Consider the following 1,224-nt stretch of genomic DNA (forward strand, 5'->3'; position numbering starts at 1 on the left):
ACATATAAAAAATGCTTACGTTACAGCTCAAGTTAAAAATAACGAAAAGCAAACATCAAACAAAGTAACGTTAGCAAAAGGAGAATATGTATATTTCTGTCCTTTAAACCCAACACCACAATACACTCTAATAGTAGAGTAAATAGTAGTTTCGGTTTATTAAAAACAGGCTTGGGAAAAATATTTCTAAGCCTGTTTTTATTGTTATAAACTAAACTTTAAGACAATAGTAGTATTTAGATTTTCAATCAGTTATTTGTGTATTAGTAAGATAAATGAGTTGTTTATAAAACAATAGCAACTTTAATTACTGTAACCTACACAAAATAGAATGTGTAAACAACAACTATGTTCATGTATTGTTTAAAAAGTTATAAGGTAGTCCAAACAGTAAGAACCTTTGTCCATTTTTAAACCTCTGTTTCGGTTGCATCTTTGTAGTGTAATTCATGCAGAACGTATTTCAGCATAAAACAAATAGTATTAACAACATTCCGAAATAAAAAAGGAATATAAAACAAATATAAAGATGGAAATTCAATTAAAACAAACAGATTTCAATTCGGTAATAGAAAATAATAGCAATGTTTTATTAGACTTTTATGCAGACTGGTGTGGTCCATGTCAAACCTTATTACCAACTATTCACAAATTAGCAGACGAGCTAAAAGATGATGTCGTAATTAAAAAAGTAAATGTTGATGAAAATCAAGAATTGGCAGCAAAATTTAACATCAGAAGCATTCCAACTTTAGTGTTTTTTAAAGATGGTAAATCTGTAGATTCTCATACAGGATTAATTACAGAAAGAAACTTAAGATCTAAAATAGACAGATTAAAGTAAACAAAAAAGATCAAGTCCAAACCAAAGGAACTTTTGTCCATTTTTAAAGGTTGGTCTTGGTTGCATCTTTGCAGTATAAATGAAAAGGAAGTGTTTTTGAGATATTCTTCAAAACAATATTAATATTTAAAACAAAAACAATATGAAAACTATACAAAACACAGATTGCCCAAATTGCTGGGGATATCAAACTTACGAGAATAACAATTTAGAACAAGAATTTTGTACAAATAACGAACAATAATTAATAATAAATAAAAAAAAAGTCCTGTTTGCAGCAGGCATAAAATTATGAGCACATTTAATGTACCAACCAAAAACGAAGTATCAGAAAACAATCAAGCAATTTTTGCACAATTAGAAAAAGGATTAGGCTTTGT

Annotated in this window: 1 protein-coding gene; it reads left to right on the plus strand. The window is 28.0% G+C overall.

Annotated elements, in window-relative coordinates; all coding sequences use genetic code 11:
- The first annotated feature begins 499 nt into the window (after nucleotides 1-499).
- Nucleotides 500-844 (plus strand): thioredoxin, encoded by a 345-nt coding sequence (trxA, locus tag DUT90_RS00010; RefSeq protein ID WP_408962299.1) that lies wholly within the window; start codon nucleotides 500-502, stop codon nucleotides 842-844.
- Nucleotides 845-1,224: the final 380 nt, after the last annotated feature.

Origin of the sequence: Polaribacter sp. WD7 (genome assembly GCF_003335085.1) — a bacterium.
Classification (GTDB): domain Bacteria; phylum Bacteroidota; class Bacteroidia; order Flavobacteriales; family Flavobacteriaceae; genus Polaribacter.